This is a genomic window from Pseudoalteromonas sp. XMcav2-N, assembly GCF_024124545.1.
In the GTDB taxonomy this organism is placed as follows: domain Bacteria; phylum Pseudomonadota; class Gammaproteobacteria; order Enterobacterales; family Alteromonadaceae; genus Pseudoalteromonas.
The window spans coordinates 88,279-110,080 of sequence record NZ_JAMXSF010000002.1 but is presented as its reverse complement, the minus strand read 5'-3'; the positions used below and the strand labels follow the sequence as shown (position 1 = coordinate 110,080).

22 protein-coding genes are annotated in these 21,802 nt (G+C 48.2%); 15 read left to right on the top strand and 7 right to left on the bottom strand.

All coding sequences use genetic code 11. The features are described from left to right. Positions 1-45: 45 nt before the first annotated feature. Positions 46-429, bottom strand: coding sequence for a nuclear transport factor 2 family protein (locus tag NH568_RS03350; protein ID WP_253044575.1), 384 nt, complete (start codon positions 427-429; stop codon positions 46-48). Positions 430-699: 270 nt separating this feature from the next. Here NH568_RS03350 and NH568_RS03345 point away from each other — a divergent pair, with 270 nt between their 5' ends. The 6 genes from NH568_RS03345 (at position 700) to NH568_RS03320 (ending at position 8,025) form a co-directional block, all read left to right on the top strand. Next, positions 700-2,805, top strand: a complete 2,106-nt coding sequence (locus tag NH568_RS03345; protein WP_253044574.1) for a TonB-dependent receptor — start codon at positions 700-702, stop codon at positions 2,803-2,805. Next, positions 2,795-3,280, top strand: coding sequence for a redoxin family protein (locus tag NH568_RS03340; protein WP_253044573.1), 486 nt, complete (start codon positions 2,795-2,797; stop codon positions 3,278-3,280). Before NH568_RS03345 ends, NH568_RS03340 begins: the two co-directional genes overlap by 11 nt. Positions 3,281-3,460: 180 nt before the next feature. Beyond that, entirely contained in the window at positions 3,461-4,738 is a 1,278-nt protein-coding gene (locus NH568_RS03335) for a sensor domain-containing diguanylate cyclase (protein WP_253044572.1), read from the top strand. Further along, positions 4,735-6,714 carry a TonB-dependent receptor gene (locus NH568_RS03330; protein WP_253044571.1) on the top strand — a complete coding sequence of 660 codons (1,980 nt, stop codon included), beginning with the start codon at positions 4,735-4,737 and terminating at the stop codon, positions 6,712-6,714. Before NH568_RS03335 ends, NH568_RS03330 begins: the two co-directional genes overlap by 4 nt. Next, positions 6,707-7,213: a YfiR family protein gene (locus NH568_RS03325; RefSeq protein WP_253044570.1), complete on the top strand. Its 507-nt coding sequence runs from the start codon at positions 6,707-6,709 to the stop codon at positions 7,211-7,213. The genes NH568_RS03330 and NH568_RS03325 overlap by 8 nt, the downstream gene beginning before the upstream one ends. Before the next feature lie 47 nt (positions 7,214-7,260). Beyond that, positions 7,261-8,025: a DUF429 domain-containing protein gene (locus tag NH568_RS03320; protein WP_253044569.1), complete on the top strand. Its 765-nt coding sequence runs from the start codon at positions 7,261-7,263 to the stop codon at positions 8,023-8,025. Positions 8,026-8,080: 55 nt separating this feature from the next. On the opposite strand, the gene NH568_RS03315 is transcribed toward NH568_RS03320, so the two are convergent. Further along, positions 8,081-8,614 (bottom strand): dihydrofolate reductase family protein, encoded by a 534-nt coding sequence (locus tag NH568_RS03315; RefSeq protein ID WP_253044568.1) that lies wholly within the window; start codon positions 8,612-8,614, stop codon positions 8,081-8,083. A gap of 98 nt (positions 8,615-8,712) precedes the next feature. Here NH568_RS03315 and NH568_RS03310 point away from each other — a divergent pair, with 98 nt between their 5' ends. From NH568_RS03310 to NH568_RS03290, 5 genes are all read left to right on the top strand, one after another. Beyond that, complete coding sequence (locus NH568_RS03310; protein ID WP_253044567.1) at positions 8,713-9,276, top strand: TetR/AcrR family transcriptional regulator; 564 nt, start codon at positions 8,713-8,715, stop codon at positions 9,274-9,276. A gap of 207 nt (positions 9,277-9,483) precedes the next feature. Further along, complete coding sequence (locus tag NH568_RS03305; protein WP_253044566.1) at positions 9,484-9,960, top strand: GNAT family N-acetyltransferase; 477 nt, start codon at positions 9,484-9,486, stop codon at positions 9,958-9,960. Between the two features lie 172 nt (positions 9,961-10,132). Then, the gene (locus NH568_RS03300) at positions 10,133-11,224 is read left to right on the top strand and encodes a YHYH protein (RefSeq protein ID WP_253044565.1); all 1,092 of its coding nucleotides are present in this window, start codon (positions 10,133-10,135) and stop codon (positions 11,222-11,224) included. A gap of 17 nt (positions 11,225-11,241) precedes the next feature. Beyond that, complete coding sequence (locus tag NH568_RS03295) at positions 11,242-11,754, top strand: hypothetical protein (RefSeq protein ID WP_253044564.1); 513 nt, start codon at positions 11,242-11,244, stop codon at positions 11,752-11,754. A 331-nt stretch (positions 11,755-12,085) separates the two neighbouring features. Further along, positions 12,086-12,280, top strand: coding sequence for a hypothetical protein (locus NH568_RS03290; protein WP_253044563.1), 195 nt, complete (start codon positions 12,086-12,088; stop codon positions 12,278-12,280). A gap of 93 nt (positions 12,281-12,373) precedes the next feature. Here NH568_RS03290 and NH568_RS03285 read toward each other — a convergent pair whose 3' ends face one another. Beyond that, the gene (locus tag NH568_RS03285; protein WP_253044562.1) at positions 12,374-13,183 is read right to left on the bottom strand and encodes a sulfite exporter TauE/SafE family protein; all 810 of its coding nucleotides are present in this window, start codon (positions 13,181-13,183) and stop codon (positions 12,374-12,376) included. A gap of 435 nt (positions 13,184-13,618) precedes the next feature. On the opposite strand from NH568_RS03285, the gene NH568_RS03280 reads away from it, so the two are divergent. The 3 genes from NH568_RS03280 (at position 13,619) to NH568_RS03270 (ending at position 16,850) form a co-directional block, all read left to right on the top strand. After that, a complete protein-coding gene (locus NH568_RS03280) occupies positions 13,619-14,593 on the top strand; it encodes a DUF1852 domain-containing protein (RefSeq protein ID WP_054016280.1) in 975 nt (324 codons plus the stop codon). Positions 14,594-14,622: 29 nt separating this feature from the next. Then, positions 14,623-15,669, top strand: a complete 1,047-nt coding sequence (locus tag NH568_RS03275) for a methionine synthase (protein ID WP_253044561.1) — start codon at positions 14,623-14,625, stop codon at positions 15,667-15,669. Positions 15,670-15,800: 131 nt separating this feature from the next. Continuing rightward, on the top strand, positions 15,801-16,850 hold the full coding sequence (locus tag NH568_RS03270; RefSeq protein WP_253044560.1) for a kelch repeat-containing protein: 1,050 nt from the start codon (positions 15,801-15,803) through the stop codon (positions 16,848-16,850). Positions 16,851-16,900: 50 nt separating this feature from the next. On the opposite strand, the gene NH568_RS03265 is transcribed toward NH568_RS03270, so the two are convergent. After that, positions 16,901-19,075, bottom strand: a complete 2,175-nt coding sequence (locus NH568_RS03265) for a phosphatidylinositol-specific phospholipase C domain-containing protein (protein ID WP_253044559.1) — start codon at positions 19,073-19,075, stop codon at positions 16,901-16,903. Between the two features lie 427 nt (positions 19,076-19,502). Between NH568_RS03265 and NH568_RS23925 the strand changes: the two genes are divergently transcribed. Beyond that, positions 19,503-19,769, top strand: a complete 267-nt coding sequence (locus tag NH568_RS23925) for a hypothetical protein (protein WP_366040767.1) — start codon at positions 19,503-19,505, stop codon at positions 19,767-19,769. 91 nt (positions 19,770-19,860) lie between these two features. Here NH568_RS23925 and NH568_RS03260 read toward each other — a convergent pair whose 3' ends face one another. From NH568_RS03260 to NH568_RS03250, 3 genes are all read right to left on the bottom strand, one after another. Continuing rightward, positions 19,861-20,226 (bottom strand): hypothetical protein, encoded by a 366-nt coding sequence (locus tag NH568_RS03260; protein WP_253044558.1) that lies wholly within the window; start codon positions 20,224-20,226, stop codon positions 19,861-19,863. A 71-nt stretch (positions 20,227-20,297) separates the two neighbouring features. Continuing rightward, complete coding sequence (locus NH568_RS03255; RefSeq protein ID WP_253044557.1) at positions 20,298-20,621, bottom strand: hypothetical protein; 324 nt, start codon at positions 20,619-20,621, stop codon at positions 20,298-20,300. Positions 20,622-20,822: 201 nt separating this feature from the next. Further along, positions 20,823-21,794, bottom strand: a complete 972-nt coding sequence (locus tag NH568_RS03250) for a Gfo/Idh/MocA family oxidoreductase (RefSeq protein ID WP_253044556.1) — start codon at positions 21,792-21,794, stop codon at positions 20,823-20,825. Positions 21,795-21,802: the final 8 nt, after the last annotated feature.

The window sequence follows — 21,802 nt, the reverse complement described above, 5'->3', positions numbered from 1 at the left end:
CACTTTATCCTTTTTAGCTCAAAAAACATCCAGACGGTTCATATCTCAGCTCACGTCTTTAATATAAGTGATTTTGTTATTGTGAAATCGAAATTGGGTTTCGCCCTTAAGTTCTAGTGTATCTCCTGCGCTCAAGCCATTTGGCAAGTCGGCTGCCAGGGTTGCCTGATATTGAATGTAGGCTGTGACAGCATGCTCTTCGAGTGCTAATTCTCTGATTGTCTGTTGGCGAGTTTCGAATAATGCAGCACCCTGTACAGCGAGTTGCTCAAACGCCGCCTTACCATGTGCGCTTGCCGTGACTTCCCCATTAGATTCGTTTTCAAAAACAATATGTTCATCCAACAACGCCAGCATAGCGCTAATGTCAAAGGTGTTATAAGCGTGGATATAAGCCTCGACCAGATCAATATAGTTGTGTTCTGACATGTAAATCCTCCTTATTTAAAAACATGTGGGTCGCCCTGACTTTGCACAGGGTAAAGTCATTAAATCGACTGGCGCATTGTTTGGCAAGTGGCTTACTGGTAAGCAGTGCTAAAATACGAGCGATCCTGACGGCCAGCAGTCGGTCTTCATTCGACTAAATTATTCACTTCGTCTTACGTTTTTAGTAATTAACCCCAATTTGGTGATAATTGAAATGTTATATTATAACATTTCTGGTTGTAACTAAGATAAGAACTAGGACTTACAAACATGTCATTGCTATTGCCAACGCTAACGGTTATTGCGTCAGCTGCATCTGCGCCTGCAACAGGGGTAGAAAAGCCGGTAGAAAAAATAGAGGTACAAGGCGTGCGCTCACGTCTGATCAAGTCGGGTGCATTAAAAGACGATATTGCTAAAACAGAGCTGCTTTCAAACGAGTATATAAAAAATACCCAGTCCTCCAGTTTGGCTGATGCAATCCAAAATGCCATTGGCATTCGGGTGTCCAATGAGTGCGCTATGTGTGGCGCAAAGCGGATCATGATCAATGGCCTTAAAGGGGAGCACACGAACGTCCTGGTTGACGGTATTCCAATGCATACCATGATTTCCGGTTTTTATGGTATGGACTCAGTGGCGGCATCCGGAATTGGTCGAATAGAGATTGCCCGTGGAGCTGGCGCGTCACTGACTGCACCAGAGGCGATTGGAGGCACAGTTAACCTGGTAACTGCTGAGCCCACTGAAGATAAAATTGAGCTTGATATGGCGACGGGGACAGATGGATACAAGCTCATCTCGGCATTGGCCAGCGGTATTAGTGCAGACGGCAATACCCGCGCAACCCTGATAGGGCAGTATGATAACAAAGACCAATTTGACGGCGATGCCAATGGCGTCAGTGAAAACCCGGCTCTGACCAATCAGTCACTGACGTTAATGGTCTCTCATGATATTGGTTATTCAGACAATATCCGTGTACGACTGAATCAAACGCAATCCGAGGTTTTTGGCGGTCCGGTTCTGGGTGATACCGCAACCAGTATTTCTGCTACTTTGGCCAGCGTCAGCCAGGGAGAAGCTGACGCTTTGTTTGTGAACGATGATGTGAGAAATCGCTATATCGGCAATGCCTGGGAAACCGCAGAGTGGGTTAAAACAGAGCGAGAAGAGGCCAGCATCAGTTGGTTACATGAAATTTCTTCGCGCCTGAATGTCACATCGAGCTTGGCTTATGTGGATCATATTCAGGACTCATTCTACGAAAGCACAGATTATTATGCTGAAGACACTATGTACTATTACTCGGTACGTTTTAATTATGATTTGAATGCAGAACACCTGCTTACCTTTGGGGTGGATAAACGAGATGAGAAGATGCGCTCATCGTCAGCTGCACTGCAAAACACGGCAAACTATGTATCCGACAGCTTCGATTACGATACAACCGGCCTCTATATTCAGGATACCTGGTTACCTGATGAATCATTTGAAGTGTCAGCGGCGCTGCGTTTGGATCAGATCCAGGCCGACTTTGTTGACCCGCAAAAGCCCGGCATAGAAATTGATAAAACCATCTTTTCTCCCAGAGTTGATATGCGTTATTTCCACAACGAAACCTTTACCTCACGCCTGTCATTGGGCCAGGGCTATCGTGCGCCATTATCCTTCTTTGAAAGTGATCATGGCATCCTGGATTCAGGTAAAGGGTTTCAGGTAAACGTCAGTGAGCCGGAGCGCTCTAAGTCGGCAACTTACTCTCTCAGTTACGAAACAGAAATGCTCACTGTGACAGCGTCAGCCGCTCACACCAAAGTGGATCACCTGGCAACTTTATCTCATACCGATTCAGGCACGCCGCTACTCACTCAGTTAACAGAAACCGCGGCCGTGACAGCGACGGATATTTCTGCAAACTGGCAGCTCTCTGACACTCTGACAGTGTCGGCCATTGTCGAGCAATATCACTATGATAAAACCTTTAAAGCCTCATTTGGCATCGCACCCATTGAAAAGCGCGCGACGCTTAGTGCAGATCTGCACGTAAATGAGTGGGAAATCATAACCAGCGCTATCTGGGTTGCGAGTCGAGATCTGACAGAATATGGCTATGAAGGCTTTAACGATGCCAACGGAGAGTTTGCCAAACCCACCACGGCTGAGAGTTATGTCACGGTTGACGTTAAAGTGGTAAAGCCTCTTTCCAAAGCTCTCAGCCTCTATGCTGGTGCCAGCAATCTGTTTGATTATAACCAGGCTGAAGATATGGGGAGCCCGCTTATGTACGATGCTGAAGGGGGCTATGATGTGGTGTATATCCACGGTCCTTTGAGGGGCAGGCAGGCTTACCTTGGGCTCACCTATGAGTTTTAAATGGGTAGCCATGTTGCTGGTCACTTGCCTGGGGTTTGAGAGTCAGGCGACTGACTTTTATACCCAACCTATGCAGCGTCTTGATGACGCTGCACATGGTGAGCAGCAAACGCTGACCCCTTTTAGTGGGACGCCAGTCGTGATGTCTTTTTTTATGCCAAACTGTCGCTGGTGTGAAAAGCAGCATACGGCATTAAGTAATCTGGTTGAGCACTGCGCCGGGGTACAGCCGATTATGATGGGGGTCAATGGCAATCGACAAGACCTGCGGCGCGCTTTACGACGTACACACAATACATTTCCGGCCTTTCTGAGTAGCCCGGCAATCACTCAATCTCTGGGGAAAAAGCCACCTGTGCCCATGACTTTGATATTTAATGCGCAGGGCGAGCTTATTTTTTACACCCAGGGTTACCGCTCGCAGGACACATTATCAGCCTTGCTGAAGGAACATCAAGTTACAGAGTGCCTTTAATCGGATACGCCACTGACACTCTGTGCGCGAGTTGCTGAGAGGAATGAACTGCTCCACTGACGCTACTGAATTGCAATAAACCCAATAAACTTCGTGAATTGCCTGCTACTTACTGTTTTTTGTACAGCTCTCTTCTATATTTATTAAGACAATACAGTCATCTGGTTTATTGGGGGGCACTTGCGCGAGCCGTTACCATCTATGTCTCTGGTAAAGAGACTCACCCAGCTAAATTTGTCGGTGATGGCAAGTAGCATGCTGTTGGTGTTCTCACTGACATCCATTTTGCTGTGGTTTGTCGTTCGTGACCGCCAGGCCGAAGCTGCTGAAATTAATCTTGCTCAACTGGCACACAATGTGGTGCCTATGCTGGTATTCAACGATGTAGATACAGCAACCAAAGAGCTCACACTGGTTGGGATCAAAAAGGATGTACTGTTTGTGTCTTTACGAAAAACCTCCGGCGAAGTATTCAGTGAATATGCCGACCCCAGTTTTGTTCCTGCTTCTGCACTATACCGGCAAATAGGATCTGAGCCTCAGCGCGAGTACGAGGGCGTGCGAATGCGCTTATATTACCCGGTTGCCATTAAAGGCAAAGTCGAAGGCGATCTCATTATGGTGATAGATTTAACCAGTATGATGTACTGGTATTTGCATCTGGTGCTGATGTTAGCGCTACTGATTGCCGCCTTGTTTACGGTGTCGGCTTTTCTGCTATCGCGTGTACAGCGCAAAGCCCTGACACCTCTGATAGCTCTGTCAGAGCTGGCCCAGCGGGTATCCAGTGAGCATAACTTTCAGTTGCGGGCAAATGTGATCCGGGACGATGAAATCGGCATTCTGACCCGCAGTTTTAATGAGCTGCTTAAACGTGTCGATATTTCTCAGGCGGAACTGCGCCAACAATTAGAGCAGGAACAGGCGCAGGGTCAGCAACTCAAACAAATGGTACGAACCGACGCGCTCACTAACCTCCCTAATCGGGTTGCATTAAATCAAATGCTCAAAGAGATTACCTGCGAGGCATGTATGCCAAGACCGCTCAGTTGTCTTATGTTCATTGATTTAGACAACTTTAAATTCGTCAATGACAACTATGGGCATGATGCCGGCGACGAAACCCTCATTGAAGTTGGTAAGCGGATTAGTGCCATGATCCGCAGTGATGATTTGTTATGTCGATTAGGGGGCGACGAGTTTGCATTGCTTCTGCCAAGCATAGAGTCGACAGAAAACGCAGAAAAACTGGCTGCAAGGATAGTCACCATTATTAACCGGCCTATTGTTATAAAGGATACTGTGATGCCAATTGGTATCAGTATTGGCCTTGCTTATACTCCGCTGGATGCCAGCGCACCTATGGACTTGTTAAATTGCGCCGACGATGCCATGTACGCGGCAAAACGTGCGGGTAAGAACAACTTTAAGGTCTTTAGTAAACAGGCATCAGTATGAAACAGTGTTATCTTATTGCCGGACTTATGGGCGTGTTGTCGCTCTGTGTTCAGGCAAAAAATGACCCACTCCCGGATCTTGAAGACTTGCTCAGTCAGCAGCTCAATCAATTGCCCAGCAATACGCAAATATCTGCCGGGTCGCGGATCGAACGTTCCAGTAGCGACAGTATGGCCGTGACCCATGTGATCACGGATAAAGACATCAGACAATTCAACCTGCAATCACTTGCCGACATACTAACCATGTTTGTGGGTATCACTACGCGGGATAACAGCTCGTTTATTTATCTGGGCGCGCGAGGCATAGGCAGACCGGGCGACTTTAACTCGCGGTTTTTGTTTTTGCTTGATGGCACCAGAATGAATGAAAACCTGCTGGATGCAGGGCTGTTGGGTTACGAAAACTTTGTCGATGTAGGTTTGATTGAGCGGGTTGAATACAGCCCGGGCGCGTCCGCTGCTTTATATGGGAACAATGCGCTCTTGGGTGTGATTAACATAGTCACTAAAACCAGTAGTAAGTTACGAGGCCTGAACACCGCCTTTTCGGTGACCAATGATGACACACAGCATGGCCGGGTAACTGTCGGAATGCGCTCTGACTCAGGTGCCGACAGCTGGTTATCCCTCAGTGGTTCCAGATTAAGAGCAAAGGACTTTCCTGTGCCCGGCGCGCCAGCAGAGTTGCTGGTGTGGCAAGATCTGAACAAGGAGAGCAGCAGCAGAATTATGCTCAGTCATCAAGCGGGTAGTTTGCAACTGCAGGCTGCGGCTTCGAGGCGTCAGCGTAGTTTTCCCGATGGTTTTAGCGTGTTATTTAGCGGCGGCGCTGAACAGGCGACACCTGAACTTGAAACGCTGGATAATGAAGCTTATTTTCTGGCTTTAACCTTTGATGACAAGATTTCAGATGATATGGAAGCCTACTTTCATGTCTCCACCCATGGCAATGATCTGGTACGCAGCGTGCCATTGACACTGCAAAGCGGTGAAGTGGAGTTTGTTCGGCCCATGAATTCCGGGCGCTGGAGCAATCTGGACGGGCAGTTGGTCTTTTTAGGAGTCGAAAATCATGAACTGATGATAGGTGTTGATTTTCAGAAGGATCACCGACAGGAATTTAGCTCTCGTTCCAGTTTACCGTCTCAGTTTAACTTTGAACAAAAAAGCAATGAAAGCCGCTACGGCCTGTATTTTCAGGATCTGTGGCGTATTACGCCAAGATTTAAGTTTCAGTGGGCCTTAAGACACGACGACTCTGATTTTAGTCCAGCCAGGTGGTCACCCAGTTTTACCCTTAAATACAGCTTCCTGGAAGGTCATCATCTGTTATTGCGTCACAGCCGGGCATTCAGAGTGGCGAACTTTCTGGAACGCAACGCCAACAGCGTGTTCAGTGAACCAAATCCGCAAAACGAAACGATAGATTACAACGAGCTGAGTCTTGTACAGCGCTGGAGTGACTCGTTGTCGTCTTTTGCCACTTTTTATTACGCCGACATAAATAACCTGATCCATCAGGACTTCTTTCGGCCAATTTACTTTAATCCGCCGCCTATCAGGAGCCATGGGGTCGAATTCGGGGTGGATAAACGCTGGGCGAGGGGAATGTCTTTGATTGCCAATTTGGCCGTCCAACGCTCCAGATTGAGAGGTGGATTCGGCATAGCGAACTCACCTGAATTCATTGGCAAAATGCGTTTTAGCATGCCTCTTGGCAACTCTGATTTTACGCTGAGCCTGAATGCTAATGGTGTTAGCAAAAGGAGAACCTTTGATAGCCATTTACCTGGGTATGTCAGCCATGACGTTAGCTTAAACTGGCAAAATAGCCCGGACCTGTTTGTTGCTTTGGGAGTCAGAAATATCACAGATAAAGACATACTTGAAATCACCGATGATGGTTTTACCCCTTATTTGCAGCGCCGCCGGCAAGTGCATTTGTCGGTTAACTGGAGCTGGAATAATGATTAAACATCTGGTTGCGCTGTGTTTATTAATATTTGCTTGCGAGGGGAAAGCACAAAGCCTGAGCGAAAATGAGCTCAAAGCGGCGTTTTTATATCGTTTCAGTCAGTTTAGCAAGTGGCCTCCGCCGCCGCCCAACAAATTGCGTTTTTGTGTTGTGGGCAACTCAGAGCTGTATCAGGCAGTTACTTCACTACTGCACACGCAGGATATGGATGATGATACCGAAGTGATGGAATTGCCAAACAACGAACAAATATCACGCTGCGACATTCTGTTTCTGAGCCAGCAAAACCGGCAGCAAACTCAGTACTGGCTCGAAGATCTGGAGCACTCTCCTGTACTGGTGGTGTCGGATACCAGCGAGGGGTTTCGTCAGGGCGCCATGATAGGCCTGATAGCCGATGCCAATAACCTCAGTTTTCGGGTAAACCTGACTGATGCAAAGCGCCGGGGCCTGAACTTTAGCGCCCATTTACTGAAACTGGCCACTGAGGTACGGTGAGGTAAACAAGGCGAGTGTAAAATAGGGAAAGCGTTAAGGAGAGTTTTATGAAATTGATGGGTCTGGATCTGGCCTGGCATAGCGAAAAGAACCCCTCTGCAGCCGCGGTGGGTCGTTTGGACAACGGGGTTTTGTCACTGGAGGAGCTGGAGCCTGCTTTATTTGGGCTTGGCGATATTTTGGCTTTTATCTCAAATCAGCCGTTGCTCACTGGCATTGCAATTGATGCGCCGCTAATCATCGAAAATCAAACGGGCCAGCGGGAATGTGAAAAGCAGCTCAGCAGAGACTATGGGTCGCGTAAAGCATCTTGCCATACCTCAAACACCACCTTATATCCCGCCGCTGCCAGTGTCGACCTCTCGTTGGCCCTACAGGACAAGGGGTTTGGGCATCTGGCATTGGCACAATGGCAAATTGAGTGCTATCCGCATCCCGCGATGATCGAGTGTTTTGAACTTCCCGAGAGGTTACTTTATAAAAAGGGAGAGGTTGCTACGCGCAAGGCAGGTCAGATAGCGTTGGCCAGCTTAATTACGCAACTAGCGTCTTCACCGGTTTTAGCGCTTGAGGTGCCAGAGTCGTTCTCGCATATTTTGTCTGAGGACTACATAGAGTCATTGAGCGGGCAAGCTCTCAAAGGCAATGAAGACGCACTGGATGCCATTTTCTGTTTATACATTGCCGGGCTTTACCAGATAAAAGTGCCCGGAATAACCTATGGTTGCGACCAGCAAGGCTATATCTGGGTGCCGCAAGTTCAGTGTATTTCGTGGTCGCCACCCAGTCAGGAAAAATATGCGCAGCCTTGAGGTAATTAACCGCTGAGGCGCGCCATTTCATGGCCAGTACTCATATAAATAACGGTTATACCTGTCGTACGTAAGTGGTTTGAACTAAGTCTTTCAGCACTATTTCACTTCTGGCAACTCTAAACTGCAATGGCTGGGTGAGTTCGCCAAACAAAGGAGAGCCCCCGCCAAGCAGCACAGGAAAGCGGGTGATCACCACTTCATCAATCAGATCGTCTTGCAGGAAGCTTTGAATTGTCACGCCACCGTCGATATACAGCTCATTAAACCCTTGCGCATTGAGCTTATCAACAATATCTTTTGGCTCACCTTTGAGCAGAAATACTTTTTCTTCAAAGCCTTGTGGTACTTTTGTCATCATATTGCTGACGACGAATACAGGCTTGGTGTAAGGCCAGTCACAATCAAAGCTCATAACCATATCGAAGGTATTGCGTCCCATCACTATAGCGTCAATTCGTGCCATCAAGGAATTAAAACCAGTATCGACATTGTCCGGGTTAGGTACAGACCTTAGCCAGTCGAGTTTACCGTGTTTATCTGCAATATATCCATCCAGGCTCGTCGCTATAAATACAATGTTTGCCATTAGTTTCTCCTCACACTCGCCGTGGTTGAGTTTAGGTAATAAATCACTTAGAATTTATTCTACACTGTAGAATATTTTTAGTTTATAAGGAAAGGCAGATGGCCGTCAATGAAAAGAAACGCGGACGACCGGCTGGCAAGCGGTCGCTTTTAAGTGCTGAAAGTATCCTGGACACCGCAAAGTTCTTAATGAAAAGAGATGGCAAAGTGCCAAGTGTCCGCGCCATCGCAACGCACTTAGCAGTGGACCCTATGGCTATCTATCACTACTTTAAGAATAAGAATGTACTACTGGAAGCACTGACCACATCGCTTGTTGCTCAAATCTATCAGCCCAGCCAAAATCCTGATTGGCAAGCTGAGTTAAAGCGTTTATGTATCAGCTATATTGAGCTGCTGAGCGAATACAATGGATTATTACAAACCATACTGAGCATGAAATCATATGGTCCTGCTCAGGTATTTACGGAGCGCTATAAAACGATTGTTGGCCCGTTGGGCTTGCACCAGGAAACAGAAGAAGACGGGCTGAATTTATTGGCGGATTACTTACATGGCTTTGCTTTGTCTGCCAGCTGTTGCCACGATAAGGCTCTGATTAAGTCCGAAATGATGGACGGACCCCTGGCACTTTTGTGTCACTCTTTGGAATCACAAACTTAGGGCTTACAGAACCTGTCTGGTTAAGTATGTAGGCTCAGGTTCTATAGCTACTCCATATCTGAATAAATCTGACAGCGTTTGCTTTCAACGGCTAGCAGGCACCCAGCAAATGCGAAGTAATTACACGGCAATCCGCTTTTAGTAAGGTGCATAATTGTTTATTCTTTGATTTTGAAACCAAAAGATATCAGATACAGGAAGTTCAATATGGACCCTACTACTGACCCACGCACTATTGAACTAAAAAAATCAAAACCATCAGACATAGCGCGGTTTGTTGAAATGGAAGGGGCTGCAGATACATCTGGCTTTATTCTCCCGAATAGTGCAGAGCAGCACCGCGCAGCTTTGGCACAACCGCATACAGTGTATTTGTCTATCTATGACAATCAGTCGCTGGTCGGTTTTATTATTCTGGCACGCGATGGTGAAACCTGTGTGGAATTTCGCAGAATTGTGGTCAGTGCTAAAGGCCGCGGTATTGGTCAGCACGCCATTAGCAAGATGGAACAATATTGTGTCGATGAGCTGGGGTGCAAGCGCATCTGGCTTGATGTATTTGCCGAAAATACCCGCGGTATTCATATCTATCAGAAGCTTGGTTACAGGCAGTTTAAACAGGGGGAGCACAATGGGCAGCCCTTGCTATTTATGGAAAAGTCACTCCAAACCCAGAAAGGTTAGCCTTGTTGTTGGTCGAGCGGTTTAATCTCAGGCTGTCCATCCCCAGTGAGAGTTTGCAACTTGCATACTATTTGCACTTTTTTTGCGCCGTGTTTGCACAATCCACTTATATAGTGAAAACCAGAGGTAGCCAACAGGCTACCAAGTGGTTAGCACTGTGGGAGTATCAGATATGGTTACAATACATAAAAAGTCTGTTTTAGCGCTGTGGGTATCGATGTTTTTATTGTCGGCATGTGGATCCGGATCGGGTGGTGAGGCAAGTACTCAGAATGACTCTGTAATCACAGATGTCAGTAGCACGAGTTCAGGTTCTGCAACGCAGGCTAACAACTCGGGTACCGAGGATTCCGGCAACGGGTCCGAAACTGATGACTCTGGCTCTCAGGATTCGGGAACAGGACTTGATACTGACAATGGTACCGCAGTGACATCCGGCTCTACCGACGGCGTGCTGTGTGATTACTTCTACAGCGAGTTCAATGATTCCGCCTCGGTACAAATGACCAGCAATGCCGACTGGAGCTGTACCGGAAGCACCCGGCAACTCACAGCCAACGGCATTCCAGACCATGAAACGGGTACTTTTCCTAATCCGGCAAACCCCAATACCATCAGCGAAACCGCGGTTTCTGTCAGTTACACTCTAACGCCCGAACAAACGGATACGGTTTTAACGCTCGGCGGGCCAAGAGGCGCAACGGGGTACGTATTGAACGGCGTAAAAATAGACGCCAATACGGCAGGCTCATGCGATGATTCCGGCAACAGTTGTAGTTTGGTCGGCAACACCGGCAACTGGCATATCGAAGCGCTTGGCCAGACCAGTTTTGACTTTGGCACCGATGACAACAATGCCCATGTACAGCCCAATGGTGCTTATCATTACCACGGCATGCCGGAAGGCTTTATTGCCCTGCGTGGCGGTTCTGAAACCAGCATGACTCTGATTGGCTGGGCCGCAGATGGCTTCCCAATTTACGCCCGATATGGTTACAGCGATGCACAGGATTCAACATCGTCATTAAAGGTGATGACGGGAAGTTACCAGCTGGTGGAGAGCGTCAGCAGCAACCGACCCTCAACGTCTGTTTATGCACTCGGGACCTTTGCGCAGGATTGGGAGTATGTGGCGGGCAGTGGCGATCTGGATGAGTGCAATGGCCGCTATGGCGTCACTCCTGAGTTTCCGCAAGGCATTTACCATTACTATGCCACCGACACCTATCCGTATTTTCAGCGTTGTGTGAAGGGCCAGCTTTAGTCATAGGAGGTTTAATCATGTTTTATTTTATCAAACGTATCGCTATGATCGCCTGTTTGGTCACGTCGGCAGCGGCCAGCGCTCACTTAATGGTGGCCGAGCAGGGTACGCTGAACTTTGACGAGTCGGGTGCTTACCTGGTCGTGGCCATCGACCCGTCGAGCTTTCCAGGCGCGGATACTGATAACGATGGGCATTTGTCAGTTCATGAATTTAAAGGAGCGCACAGGGATATCTTTAACGCAATTCAGCAGCAAGTCTTTATGACTCAGGGCGAGACCACACAGAAGATTGAAGGGCTGATCCTCTCACCGCAGACCGCTCATCACGGCGACCAGACCGAGGTAGATCAGATTGTGGTGATGGGCAAGTTTGTCGGCGTTGACCACAAGCAAGGGCTGCGATTTCACAACGGATTTTACGGCAAGGGTAATGACAAGAAGCTGGCTATGCGGGCTAAATACAAGCGCCTTGGTTTATCACAGCGTTTTACGTTAACCGCAAAGCAGCAGGCCGCAAAAGTGTTTTGAATGACAGTGGGGTGACTGAAGAGCACGAGCTGAGGCCTGTTTGACGGAGTGACTCATGCACCTTCATTATTTGATTGTTATGAGCTGCTGGCGCATGCCTGGTTGCTCGTATAGCCCCCGTTTCTTTTTTGAGCATTATCCGGACGGTAAAAGTGCCCTGTTAGCATTCTGACAACAACTGAGTGAAGCCGGGTATATGAAAGCGGCACAACGAATACCACTCAATAGCTCGCTCTGAATGGGGGAACTAAAAGTTTGTTCCTCTATTGCAAACAATCTGGATTAAGTTAAGATAATTAATGAAACTTATTTATCGACACAAGGAATGATAATGAAACTGACATTTAAGAAAAAACAGATTAAAAACTTGAGCAACACACAGGCAACTTTGGTACTTGAAGCCACACCCAATGTGGCTGGTGGAAGAGACCTAAACCAGGTAACTATCAACCCTACTTTTCCAAGTCTTGCCAACGACTGCCCTTCATATTATCCGACTGCTTGCGAAACGACATTCATATGTTAAATGTATTTGAGTTGCGGCGCGTTTAGCGCTGCAACTCTGTTTTTGTTCTGAGTGTGAACTGGGTGATACCGGTTAAGGCGAACTAACACCGAGTTAAGCGAGTGTCATATTCGCCGCAACCAGAACCAGTAACCCAGCAAAAATTTTCTTGATGGTTGGTACGGGTAAATGGTGGGTCGCTTTAGCGCCCAGCGGTGCGGTAAACCAGGAGGTACAGACAATTCCCAGCAGTGCTGGCAGGTAGACAAACCCGGCAAACCCATCTGCTAAGGCAAATTGAGCACTGCCCGATGTGATGTAACCGACAGAGCCAAACAGGGCAATCACGATGCCACAGGCAGACGCGCAGCCAATGGCTTTTTTCATATCAATGGAGAAAAACGTCAGCAGGGGCACCAGTAGTGCACCGCCTCCGATACCAATCATGGCTGAGAGCCCGCCAGTTAAGGTTGTAAACCCCGTTAACACCCCTTTATTGGGCATACTGCGCTCGTCAGCAGCGGGCTTGTTATTGCCAAAAAACATCTTCAGTGCAATCAGGACCACGCTGATAGCAAACACCCAGCGTACAATTTGCTCTGGCAGCATGGCCGCTAAAAAGCCGCTGATCAGCGCACCCAGTGCCACCCCTGTCATGATCCAGGGAGCCAACTCCCAGGGCACATTGCCATTTTTGTGGTGGGCGATGGCCGAGGAAGTAGAAGTAAACAAAATAGAGGCCAAAGACGTGGCAATGGCGGCGACAATGACCTGCTCAGGAGGCAGCACCGCAAAGTACAACAAGATACTGCTTAGTACCGGGACAATCACCAGACCGCCGCCAATGCCCAGAAGCCCGGCCAGAAAGCCCACACCGCTGCCCAGCACGGCACAGCATATTATTAATAACAACAAGTCACTCATTGTGTTTGTCTCATTTTATTATTCGGAGTTAGACGGATGGCGAGTGGGTTACCCAGCAGGTAATCGGCTCGCCACGTTCCACACGAGTATATCAAGATAAGAGCGCAGGCTTTTCAGATAAGCTTTGAATATTCCTCACGTTTTAGTTGAAGGAATTTCAATTTAAACATCTAGCCATCTGGGTGTTTAAATTTCTAGGTGTTTTTGTGCCTTTTTTCTTGTGGCTAGCCGGCAAAAAAGCGGGGCCTGGTAACAAGCATGAACACAGCTCAAGTTTTAGGTGAAATTAAACCGTTTTTCTTCAAGTGCTTGCCCGGGTAACAATGTAACTGCTCTCAACGCCGGACCTACTTGATTATGGCTAAGTGCAAACACTGCACCGGGTAGAGCACTGTACATTTGGGTTAAATAAAGAAAATTGGATACCAGAACGCCATGAACAACGAGTTTACTTTTACAGTCAAAAGCCTCATTTTTGATGAGCACTACCATCCGTCAGACAATACACGGATCACAACCAACTTTGCCAACCTGGCCAGAGGGGAAAGTCGTCAGGCGAACCTGCGTAATGCATTAAAGATGATCGATAACCGTTTTAATGCGCTGGCGAGCTGGGACAACCCAAATGGCGACAGATATGCCATTGAGCTGGAGATCATCTCGGTAGATATCGACATTGCGGGCAGCGGCGAAGCTTTTCCTTCAATCGAAGTATTGAAAACCAATATTATTGACCACAAAACCGGTGAGCGCACCGAAGGCATCGTCGGTAACAACTTTTCATCTTATGTGCGCGACTACGATTTCAGTGTGGTACTGCTCGATCACAATAAAGGTAAACCGCAGTTTAGTATCCCCGAAGGCTTTGGAGAATTGCACGGCAAGCTGTTTAAGCACTTTGTGAACTCCAGTGCCTATCAGCAAAACTTTAAAAAGCGTCCGGTGATCTGCCTGAGTGTGTCGGACAGCAAAACCTATGTCAGAACCGAAAACCAACACCCGGTACTGGGTTTTGAATATGAACCAAACGAGTCGTCGCTGACCGAGCAATACTTTAAGAAAATGGGTTTGCAGGTGCGCTACTTTATGCCGCCAAACAGTGTTGCCCCGCTGGCGTTTTACTTCTTTGGCGACTTGCTGAATGACTACACCAACCTGGAGCTGATCAGCACCATCAGTACGATGGAAACGTTCCAGAAAATCTACCGCCCGGAGATTTATAACGCCAATGCAGTGGCAGGCAGACGCTACCAGCCAAATCTTAAAAACCAGGACCACTCACTGACGCAAATTGTGTACGACCGTGAGGAGCGCAGCAGGCTGGCAGTGGAGCAGGGTAAATTTGCCCATGAGCACTTTATTAAACCTTACCAGAATGTACTTGAGCAGTGGTCGGCGAATTACGCCTGATAGTTAACGACAAAGAAGCGGCAGAAATTATGAAAACACTTTTACCCACCTCCACTGCGGGCAGCTTGCCTAAACCTGCCTGGCTGGCACAGCCAGAGGTACTGTGGTCGCCCTGGAAGCTCGAAGGACAGGCACTGATTGACGGCAAACAAGATGCACTGCGTGTGTCGTTGCAGGAGCAGCAGCTGGCAGGGGTTGATATTGTCAGCGATGGCGAGCAAACCCGTCAGCACTTTGTGACTACCTTTATTGAACACCTCGACGGCGTGGATTTTGAAAACCGTAAAACGGTTAAAATTCGCGACCGGTACGATGCCAGTGTACCAACCGTGGTGGGTCCCATCAGCCGCCAGAAGCCGGTATTTGTTGCAGACGCGACGTTTTTGCGCCAGCAAACCAAGCAACCAATAAAGTGGGCGCTGCCCGGCCCGATGACCATGGTAGACACCTTGTACGACGACCATTATAAGAGCCGTGAAAAGCTGGCCTGGGAATTTGCCAAGGTATTAAATCAGGAAGCCAAAGAGCTGGAAGCGGCCGGCGTCGACATCATTCAGTTTGATGAGCCGGCATTCAATGTGTTCTTTGATGAAGTGAATGAATGGGGCATAGCCTGCCTGGAGCGTGCCATTGAAGGGTTGAAGTGCGAAACGGCCGTACACATTTGCTATGGCTACGGCATTAAAGCCAACACCGACTGGAAAAAAACCTTGGGTTCACAGTGGCGTCAGTACGAGGAAGTGTTGCCTAAGCTGCAAAAGTCGAACATAAATATTATCTCGCTGGAGTGCCATAACTCGCGAGTGCCGGTGGAGCTATTATCTCTGGTGCGCGGCAAAAAGGTCATGGTCGGTGCCATTGATGTGGCGACGGATACCATAGAAACGCCAGAAGAAGTCGCCGCAACACTCAGAGAAGCGCTCAGATATGTGGATGCCGATAAGCTTTACCCCTGCACTAACTGTGGCATGGCACCGCTTGCACGGGACGTGGCTCGGGGCAAATTAAATGCCCTCAGTGCCGGGGCTGAAATTGTGCGTAAGGAAATCCTCAGCACACCGCTGCCTGATGCCTAACCAGGCTCGCATGCTGGCTCTTTTATTTGATGTTGCTGATGTTTTACGGTAACTGTATAGGATGACGCGCACACTGATCTTGCGCCCTGGCATTACCGTATCATAGTTTGATTAAATTTTAAGGAGTCAGAATGCGCCTATTCTCTGCAAGTCGGGTCTTTATGGTAATGACAGCAATGTTGCTATCGGGATCGCTTGGGGCAGAGCAAAACGTTGAGCCTCGGACGCCATTTAGCTGGTCGGCCGGGCCCCACTTACCCATTGCGCTGCAGGAAGTGTATCCTGCGGTTTTTAACAAGCGTATTTTTGTGGGGGGCGGCTTTACGCCTTCCGATCTCCCGTCGTTTTCTGATTTAGGTCCCACCACTGACGTGTTTTTACTTCACCCGGCTCACGCGCGCTGGACCAAAGCCCCTGCTTTGCCCGCAGCCCGCCATCATCTGGGCATGGTCGCTAACCAGCATTTTCTGTATGCCATTGGTGGTTTTACGGGGGCTAAGGATAATGCCTGGCAAATTCAGCGCTCGGTATTCAGGCTCGATGGCAACATGCAGGCCTGGCGCAACGCGCCGTCTTTACCCATACCGCTTGCTGAATCTGTGTATGCCAGCGTGGGCAAAAACATTCATGTGATCGGTGGTAAAACGCTCAGCCGGGGCAGTGGTAAAAACATGGATACCGACGCACACTATGTGCTGGTTAATAATGCTTACTGGCGTAAGGTTACGTCTGCGAGTGTGGCGCGCAATTCGGCCGCCAGTGCGGTGATTGGTCATAAAATTTACGTCATTGGCGGACGCACCAGCGGTAAAGAGGGTGTAAACCTCAGTCATGCCGAAGTCTATAACACCAAAACGGATAGCTGGTCACCGATTGCGCCCTTACCCGTTGCATCGGCCGGGTTATCAGCCAGTGTGCTGGATGGCAAAATTATAGTGTCGGGTGGCGAAGTGTTCGGTGCCAATGGAGACTGGCAGGCAGGTAAAGCGCTCGATAACGTATGGGCATACGATCCGCAAACGGATCTGTGGCAGGCTCTGCCCGATTTGCCTCAACCGCGCCATGGCCATGGTTCAGTCTCGTTTAACGAGCAGCTGCATATTATCGGAGGCGCTGCCAAAGTAGGGCCACAGGAAACCTTGTCGTCGACCATGACGTTGTCGATACAAGCAGTTGAATAATGAAAAAGCGCCCGAAAGCGCTTTGTAAGAGTTCAGGCTGCTTCACTCAGTTAAGGCAAACAACTGGCCTTGGTGAAGAAGTACCGCACTTCGTAGTCCTCACAGGTTGTGTAACTGCTGCTTCCGCCATTGCTGGAGTTCCAGCAGGCAAAGCCAGAGCTGTTATTGACCAGGTTTTGCCCGGTCAGGCTTGAGTCCAGCTTACTGTCTTTGACCCGTGCAATTACCCCCGCAACATCACTGGTACTGCAACTGGCACCGATGTTACCCACTGACTGGTGGGAACTGAATAATTCATTATCGCCACTGGCTGGATCATCTCGGTCAAGCCAGCCGGTGGCGTAGAGCCCACCGTTTACCTGTGAACTGGCGATGCGGTATACACCCAGTGCGTTAAGTTCTTTATTATCTGTGCCATGAAAGGCGAACAATTGCTGGCTGGTACTGGCCGAGTAGGTTGTACAACTGCCAGACGAAGTACCGCCTTTGATTGAACTGCCATTGCTGGAAGTCAGCTTCAGATAGTACACCGTATCATAGCCATATTTGCCATCGTCTTTACAGATCTGCAGGCTCTTGAGGTGCTCGCCCTTGCTGCTATCAAAGGTCAGTTTATCACCCCAGCTACCGCCGCTGCCGCCATAGGTAACGCACATTTCTGATGTGCCCACGCTGGCATGCGACAAGCTCTGCTTGGTCTCGTAACAGGCCTGAAAGCCATCCACCCGATTGTTTGAGCGAACCCGCACTGAGCTGAGATTAAAGGTGCCGCCCACCAGAGCTTTACGCTTTAATAAAGCAATGTCATTGAAAGTGTCGCCCTTGTTGGTCGAACCCACTGCAGTGTTTTTTACATACTGCCAGTCGATATGCTCATCCGCGTTAGACAGCCAGAAATCATCGAACGCCTTGTAATAGTTAACCCAGTGGTGCTCGGAACTGGCACCTATGGTGTTTTGTAGTTGCACATGTTCATAGGCATTGAATGGCATCGCGAAGGTATAGCTGCCGCCCAGGCTCTGACAGTTCGCAAACCCCATCTCCCAGCTGCCCTTGCTGGTGGTCAGCTTCCAGTTACGGTTATCATCTACACAGGCGTGGTACTGATAGGTAGAGCAGGCTTTGTCGACAATAGCGGCATCGCTTTCGAGGCTGGCACAGTTGCCCGAACCATTGGGCCGGTTCGATTTCCACGACCAGATAAAGTCTTCAATCTGGACTTCATTGGCACCATAGCCGCTGGCAGCGCTGGTGTTATTGGCCTCGACCAGCGCAAGCTCGAGAATTTGTGCGCCTTTGTTGGCCCACTTGCTGATCACATTGCTGCCAGTTTTACTTGAACTGGGACCATCCGGATTCAGCTGCGTCGCGCCATCAATGATCACCGTCATATTGTTGGCAAGATAATGCGCGGTCTGATCGCCGTTCAAACACTCATTGCTGCCGTTCTGGCAAAACGGTTGATTGCTTTGCAGGTTGCCACTGGCATCGAAGGCATCGACGCCGATAAACACGGTATTCCAGAATTTAGAGTAACTGCCACTGCTGTGATAAGAACACAGGTTGCTGTGATCCCTGGGGGTTTGCACCACCGCGACCAGCTGCTTACCCGCTGCCAGAATATCGCGCTTGGTGAGGTGCGACACCGGCAAAGAGGCACAGCTTTTATCTGCATAACCCCAGTCAGAGGGCATCAGCAAATAATCGCCGATATCTTTTTGCAGGCGCTCGCCAATTTTGTTGTGCCAGTTTTTATGGTCGTTATGCTTGTACGATTCGATTTTCAGTAACACCACTTCGTCCGGGTTGCCTTTCAGAAAGTCTTTAATGTCGTCTAACCCTTCCGACAGTTTCGCGTGAAAGCTTGAACAAATGGCTTTATTTTCCAATGAGTTGTGGCACAGCATAGGGGTTGAATCAAAAGTGCCTTCCGGGTATATATCAAATTCCATCACCCGTATGCCGCGTTTTAGCAGGCTCTTGGGAGAATAGTACTGATTTACATCGGTATACGTACCTTTACTCCAGGCATGTGAGGCATATGCATTGTGCGCCCCGGCCCACAGAGTTTTAGAAAAGGGCGCAAAGTTATCTATCTGCCCTTGCAGGTCCAGTCGTGTCACTTTCTCATCATCGGTATCTATTGCGGCATGTACCGCAAACGATGCACCAGATGCTGCGACTGCACCTGCCAGCAGCAACGCCAGTGTATTGCTTGGTTTCATAGTCAAAATCCTCTCCTTTTAGTGTGAAGCTGGTCCTTAATCAGAGTGCCGTTTACGCACCCCGTACGAGCAACCGCGGCAAATATAGGCTTCAAAAGTGCAAAAAGTGTGAAGATAAGAGTTTTAGCTCTAGCTGTGATTAGTTTTAGTATTGCCCTTTATTAGCAGGTAGCATCACACATAATGATGTAATCAGGTGAGCCATTTATAAAGAGCGCAAGAGTGAAAGTGTCGCTAAAGCGCGTTGAATAGTCGAGGGCATACAATAAGATACAAGCACGTCAAAGCCGGTAATGCTGAGAGATATGATCTTGAACAGGGGGAAATCACGTCCATTCTTGCATCTGGCTCAGATACAGATAACCGGGTTTCTATTTTTGATAGCAAACTGCCTAACGGCAATGATGCTCCGTAGCATTTTCATGAGATTGATGATGAGATCTTTTACATTATCTTAGGAGAAATAGAGTTCGGTGTAGAAAACGACGAGTTTGTTGCAAATGCTGGCGACCTTGTTATTGCCGGTCTCAATGTAAAAAGACGTTTTAAGGCGCTCACCGACAGTCACGTACTCGTTATCAATACACCATCAGGCCCCTCTGAGGGATTTATCCGGGATTTATCCAAATTCACCGCTGACAATCCTCCGACAGAATCAGACAGGCATTTATTGAAAAGTACAAAATCCACATAGTCTAGCTGTTTGAAACGGTCATAGGGCCCTGGTTAAATGAACAAGTGATCAGCAAGGTGCTTTTCGTCTTTCAAAATGGCCTTGCAGAGATTTATTTCGTGCTCGGCAATTCCGGCAATATCCCCATTCCTTTCAGCAGCTTTTCGGCGGCTTGAGAGCCATTTTTATAAGAGAGAATAAGGTAATAATCTCTTTTATCCTCATCGAACAAGGGAGATTTTTGCAAACCATAATAGCCCGATAATATATAGTAATACTCACCTTCATACCCTTTAAAGCTAATTCTACTTAGTTTGTCCAATACTCTGAGCATTTCAGGTTTGTCTTGTTTTTCAATTAGTAGGTCTCTCATGAAACGTCCATATAGCAGAGCAATTTCCGTATCACCTTTGTCGTAATTTTGCGCTAAAATTGACCTGAGCTTCGTTTTGTTGTCGTAACGACCATTATCGTGCATTGCATACAGGTTATATATCGCGTCTGGATCCCCTGATTCAGAAGCCTGCTCAAGCAGTTTACCTCCTCTTTTTACTTTCTCGGGGTTACTTGAGTTTGACCAAAAGGTCCTGCGAAAAAGAAAATGTTTCGGTATTCCAAACTTAGCAAGGGAAGAAAGTACATTTCTGATTTAACTATACTTTTCTCAGCGCCATAAAGTCCAAACCCGTATACTAAAGAGCGTAAATAATTAGCGAGATTTTTATCTTGATGGGAGTCCGACAGTAAAAAAGGCAGCACTTCTTCCTTATCGAGTTTATACTCACCAAAAATATCACTTTCGACTTTTTTAAGAGTCAATTCAGCGTGTACGGAGAAGGTGAACAAGAACAGTAGCGACATTACGAGCTTCATAATCTACATGCTCATTGTGAATAGGTACTGCAAGAGTATCGGCTTTGAGAAAAAGTTCAAACATGAATTAGCTGACCAGGAGCTTACATCGAGCAAAATAATTTTGTGGGCTACCACCCGAATATCATAACTATGCTCTAAGTTGAACTGTCTCTTTTAATTTCCACCGGGCGCTAAATACACCCGGTGGAAAGCACATCATTATGCGGCGCAGTCGTCTTTGGCCTGGGGCTGTAATTCCATTAGCACAGCCTGCCATAACCTGCTCAGGGCTAATAAGTAATCTGGCTGTTGGTATACCGGCTGTGTTTCGCCTTGTATTGTCGCTGCCAAAGCCGCAACGGCGGCAAGGTTGCACTGATCTCTGTGGCCCATTAGCTGTTGTTTGTCCATGGGCGCAAGCTCAACAGGCATATAGGTTCGCCAGGTCTCACCCGGCAGGCTTTGGCTTGAAGGAAACCAGCTTAACGGGCCGGTGGTTTCACTGAGTGTTAAGGTGCCATGCGGAAATAGCGCTGAGCACTGATGGTTTAAAAAAGTCGCGCTGCCGTCATCCTCAGCGGACGAAAAGTTCTGGCACAAGAGCGAGATTGTGAGGTTGTCGGTTTTGAGCATAATCGGCTGAAACGCCATAGGCTCGCCGCTGTATTTGATGACCTCGAGTCCTGCATACCCACCGAGTGCGCGGCCCAACAGATCCAGCGCTGAATAAAGCGTTCTTAAATTAGCCCCCATGGCATAATGCATACAGCTAAACCCTTGCTGATAAGCGCTCAGAATTGATTGTAAAAATGCCTGGGGGGCGTAGAGGTCGGCAAAGTGTCCATTGACATGAAAATACGCCTGATGCTGCTTGGCAAGTGCCAGTGCTTTTTGTACAAACGCCTGGTCAACGGGGTGCTCACATAACACAGAGATACCTTGTTTTAACAGAGATAATACAATGGCCTGGCCAGCGTCGCCCGATATCGCGACACATGCGATATCAATAGAATCAGCCGGCACTGTGGAAACATCTGTGTAATAGGGCACGCCCAGTTGCTGTGCAATTTGCTGAGAATGCTCACTGCCTTTTGACAGGACACCCACACAGGTGAAGCTGTCTTGTGGAAACTGGGTTAAAGCGCGAATATAGGTGGAACCGTAGTGGGTACCACAAACGAGTACTTTCATAATATTGT

Coding starts and splice junctions, on each gene's coding strand:
- NH568_RS03350 (WP_253044575.1), bottom strand. CDS start 429: ATGTCAGAACACAACTATATTGATCTGGTCGAGGCTTATATCCACGCT.
- NH568_RS03345 (WP_253044574.1), top strand. CDS start 700: ATGTCATTGCTATTGCCAACGCTAACGGTTATTGCGTCAGCTGCATCT.
- NH568_RS03340 (WP_253044573.1), top strand. CDS start 2,795: ATGAGTTTTAAATGGGTAGCCATGTTGCTGGTCACTTGCCTGGGGTTT.
- NH568_RS03330 (WP_253044571.1), top strand. CDS start 4,735: ATGAAACAGTGTTATCTTATTGCCGGACTTATGGGCGTGTTGTCGCTC.
- NH568_RS03325 (WP_253044570.1), top strand. CDS start 6,707: ATGATTAAACATCTGGTTGCGCTGTGTTTATTAATATTTGCTTGCGAG.
- NH568_RS03320 (WP_253044569.1), top strand. CDS start 7,261: ATGAAATTGATGGGTCTGGATCTGGCCTGGCATAGCGAAAAGAACCCC.
- NH568_RS03315 (WP_253044568.1), bottom strand. CDS start 8,614: ATGGCAAACATTGTATTTATAGCGACGAGCCTGGATGGATATATTGCA.
- NH568_RS03310 (WP_253044567.1), top strand. CDS start 8,713: ATGGCCGTCAATGAAAAGAAACGCGGACGACCGGCTGGCAAGCGGTCG.
- NH568_RS03305 (WP_253044566.1), top strand. CDS start 9,484: ATGGACCCTACTACTGACCCACGCACTATTGAACTAAAAAAATCAAAA.
- NH568_RS03300 (WP_253044565.1), top strand. CDS start 10,133: ATGGTTACAATACATAAAAAGTCTGTTTTAGCGCTGTGGGTATCGATG.
- NH568_RS03295 (WP_253044564.1), top strand. CDS start 11,242: ATGTTTTATTTTATCAAACGTATCGCTATGATCGCCTGTTTGGTCACG.
- NH568_RS03290 (WP_253044563.1), top strand. CDS start 12,086: ATGAAACTGACATTTAAGAAAAAACAGATTAAAAACTTGAGCAACACA.
- NH568_RS03285 (WP_253044562.1), bottom strand. CDS start 13,183: ATGAGTGACTTGTTGTTATTAATAATATGCTGTGCCGTGCTGGGCAGC.
- NH568_RS03280 (WP_054016280.1), top strand. CDS start 13,619: ATGAACAACGAGTTTACTTTTACAGTCAAAAGCCTCATTTTTGATGAG.
- NH568_RS03275 (WP_253044561.1), top strand. CDS start 14,623: ATGAAAACACTTTTACCCACCTCCACTGCGGGCAGCTTGCCTAAACCT.
- NH568_RS03270 (WP_253044560.1), top strand. CDS start 15,801: ATGCGCCTATTCTCTGCAAGTCGGGTCTTTATGGTAATGACAGCAATG.
- NH568_RS03265 (WP_253044559.1), bottom strand. CDS start 19,075: ATGAAACCAAGCAATACACTGGCGTTGCTGCTGGCAGGTGCAGTCGCA.
- NH568_RS03260 (WP_253044558.1), bottom strand. CDS start 20,226: ATGCACGATAATGGTCGTTACGACAACAAAACGAAGCTCAGGTCAATT.
- NH568_RS03255 (WP_253044557.1), bottom strand. CDS start 20,621: ATGAAGCTCGTAATGTCGCTACTGTTCTTGTTCACCTTCTCCGTACAC.
- NH568_RS03250 (WP_253044556.1), bottom strand. CDS start 21,794: ATGAAAGTACTCGTTTGTGGTACCCACTACGGTTCCACCTATATTCGC.